General features: G+C 73.6%; 3 protein-coding genes. All 3 read left to right on the top strand.

The window, feature by feature from the left end:
- A partial coding sequence (locus tag ACI6QG_RS19470; protein WP_407026242.1) for a hypothetical protein occupies positions 1-324 on the top strand: 324 nt, incomplete at its 5' end.
- A 10-nt stretch (positions 325-334) separates the two neighbouring features.
- Entirely contained in the window at positions 335-1135 is an 801-nt protein-coding gene (locus tag ACI6QG_RS19475; protein ID WP_407026243.1) for a cellulose synthase operon protein YhjQ/BcsQ, read from the top strand.
- Between the two features lie 4 nt (positions 1136-1139).
- Positions 1140-3345: UDP-forming cellulose synthase catalytic subunit (gene bcsA, locus ACI6QG_RS19480; RefSeq protein WP_407026244.1), on the top strand; the 2206-nt coding region annotated here is incomplete at its 3' end.

Here is a 3345-nt window from a genome sequence, read left to right on the forward strand (position 1 = left end):
CCGGTCGCCCCGCCCGCCGCCATGGCCGCGCCTCCGGTGGCGCCCGCGCCCGCCGCCGCGCCGGCGCCGGTCTTCGCCCTGCTGGACGCGGTCGGCGCGGCGCCGCCGCCCGCCCGCCGTCCGCCCCCCTCGCCCGCCTCCACCCTCGCGAAGCTGCGCGGGGAGGAACCCGTGGAATCCCCAGGTCGGTCGATCTTGCCGGCCAACCGGGTGACAGTGCCATTGACAGAGGTTATGCGCCTCATCTCCGCCGGCGCCCCCGCGCCGGCATCGCCGTTCGACGCGGTCCGGGCCAGCCTTCACCCCACCCCCGCGTCCCGTTAGCGGAGGCCCCATGCCCCTGATCTGCTTCGCCTCTCCGAAGGGGGGCGTCGGGAAGACCACCCTGGCGGCCAACGTCGCCGACGCGCTGCGCCGCCAGGGCCGCCGCGTGCTGGTGATGGATTTCGACCCGCAGAACACCCTGCGCCTGCATTTCGGCGTGAGCCTGTCCGACACCGCGGGCTTCATGACCGAGCTGCCCAAGCGGCCGGACTGGCGCACCCTGGTGCGGCAGACGCCCTCGGGCGTGATGCTGCTGCCCCATGGCGGCATCGACATCCGCGGCGCGCTGGGCCTCGCCCACTCGCTGGAGCGCGACCCGGAGCTGCTGGCCGCGCCGCTGCGCGCCATCCTCAGCGACCCCGGGCTGGTGGTGGTGGCGGACACGCCGCCCGGCGCCTCGCACGCGCTGGCCATCCTGGTGCCGATGGCCACCATGGTCTGCGCCGTGCTGCTGAGCGACGCCACCTCCGCCGCGCTGGTGCCCGACATCGAGAACGGCCGCTTCCTGGGGCAGGGCACCACGGCGGCGCTGTTCGCCGGGCGGCTGCGCGTGATCCTCAACGGGGTGGACCCGAACGCCCGGCTGTCGCGCGCGGCGGCGGAGACGGTGGCGCGCCACCTGGGCCCGCGCCTGCTGGGCGCCGTGGCGCGCGAGGAGGTGGTGGCCGAGGCGCTGGCCGCCCAGCGCCTGGTGCTGGACGTGGCGCCCGACAGCCAGGCCGCCGAGGACCTGCGCGAGATCGCCCGCGGCATCGAGGCCGCGGTGCCGGCCGTGCCCGAGCCCTTCGGCGCCAGCTGGGGGGCGCGCTGATCGCATGCAGGTGATCGCCCGCCGCGAACGCTTCGCCCGCCTGCCCGGCATGCGCAACCGCCTGGTCGGCGCGCTGGCGGTGGCGGCGGGCCTGCTGCTCTCCCTCGCCTTCGTGCTGGTGCCGCTGGAGCCCGAGCAGCAGGTGATCCTGGCGCTCGGCGGCTTCACGCTGTTCCTGGTGCTGAACCGGCTGGAGGGGCGCACGGTCACGCTGATGCTGGCCGTGCTCTCCTCGCTGGTGTCGCTGCGCTACTTCCACTGGCGGGTGACGGAGACGCTGGAGTTCGAGGGCTTCATCCAGACCTTCCTCGGCACCGGGCTGGTGCTGGCCGAGGCCTACGCCGTGGTGGCGCTGATCCTCGCCTACTTCCAGCTGGCCTGGCCGCTGGAGCGCAAGCCGGTGCCGCTGCCCGACGACCCCGAGAGCTGGCCCACGGTGGACGTCTTCATCCCCAGCTACAACGAGCCGCTGGACGTGGTGCGCCCCACCGTCTTCGCCGCCATGGCGATGGACTGGCCGGGCCACAAGATGAACGTGTTCATCCTCGATGACGGCCGGCGCGAGGAATTCCGCCGCTTCGCCGCCGAGGTGGGCTGCGGCTACATCATCCGCCCCGACAACAAGGGCGCCAAGGCGGGCAACATCAACCACGCGCTGACCCAGACGGACGGCGAGTACGTGGTGGTGTTCGACTGCGACCACGTCGCCACCCGCGCCTTCCTGCAGCTGACCGTGGGCTGGATGCTGCGCGACCGCGGGCTGTGCATGGTGCAGACGCCGCACCACTTCTACTCGCCCGACCCGTTCGAGCGGAACCTCGCCTCGGGCGAGCGCGTGCCCAACGAGGGGCTGCTGTTCTACGGCCTGATCCAGCAGGGCAACGACTTCTGGGGCGGCGCCTTCTTCTGCGGCTCCTGCGCCGTGATCCGGCGCACGGCGCTGGAGGCCATCGGCGGCGTGCCGACGGAAACGGTGACGGAGGACTGCCACGCCTCCTTGCGGATGCAGAAGGCCGGCTGGCGCACCGCCTACCTGCGCGTGCCGCTGGCCGCCGGCCTGGCGACGGAGCGCCTGATCCTGCACATCGGCCAGCGCATGCGCTGGGCGCGCGGCATGATCCAGATCCTGCGCATCGAGAACCCGCTGACCGCGCGCGGCCTGAGCCTGCCGCAGCGCCTCTGCTACTTCATGTCCATGTTCCACTTCCTGTTCCCGCTGCCGCGCTTCGTCTTCCTCACCGCGCCGCTGGCCTTCCTGCTGTTCGGCGAGAACGTGATCGCCGCCTCGCCGCTCGCCATCGTGGCCTATGCGGGGCCGCACATCGTGCACTCCATCGTCACCTCCTCGCGCATGCAGAGCCACGTGCGCCACTCCTTCTGGTCGGAGATCTACGAGACGGTGCTGACGGTGTACCTGGTGCCCGTGACGCTCGCGACGCTGCTGAACCCGCGGCGCGGCAAGTTCAACGTGACCGACAAGGGCGGCACGCTCGACGAGGGCTTCTTCGACATCCGCGCGGTGGGCCCGAACATGATCCTGGCCTTCGTGCTGATCCTGGGCGTCGTCTCGGGCATCTACGGCATGGCCACCAACCCGCCGCAGAGCCTGAACTTCCAGGCCTATGCCCTGAACCTGGTGTGGGCGACGCTGTGCCTGCTGACGGTGCTGGCCGGCCTCGCCGTCGGGCGCGAGCGCCGCCAGCTGCGCGAGCGCGCGCGCATCTCCGCCGTGGTGCCCGCGCGCGTCGTCCTGCCCGACGGCCGCGTGGCCGAGGGCGCGACGCGCGACCTCTCGCTGGGCGGCGCGGCCTTCGCCATGCCCCGCCCCGCCGGCGTGCCCGACGGCGCCGAGGTGACGGTGCAGTTCCAGGTGGGCCCGGAGCTGCTGGTGGTGCCCGCCGAGGCGCTGCGCTGGCAGGAGGACCGCCTGCAGGTGCGCTTCGCCCCGCGCGACCTGCGCGACGAGGGCGCCATCGTGCAGACCGTGCTGGGCCGCGCCGACGCCTGGCTCGCCTGGGACGACACCAAGGAGGACCGCCCGCTGCGTTCGCTGTTCGAGGTCATCCGCGCCATCGGCGGATTGTTCGCCGGATCCTCCCAGCTCGCGCCGCGCCGCGGCGGCGGCGAGCCGCAGGGGCCGGCGTCCGGCGGCGCCCCGCCGGCGCCCGGCGCCGGGGTGTCCGCCCGCCAGGCGGTGCCCGCCGCCGTGG

Source organism: Sabulicella flocculans (assembly GCF_045449635.1).
Classification (GTDB): Bacteria; Pseudomonadota; Alphaproteobacteria; order Acetobacterales; family Acetobacteraceae; genus Roseococcus.

Excerpts from the sequence above, each read along its gene's own strand:
- ACI6QG_RS19475 (WP_407026243.1), top strand. The coding sequence starts at position 335 with ATGCCCCTGATCTGCTTCGCCTCTCCGAAGGGGGGCGTCGGGAAGACC.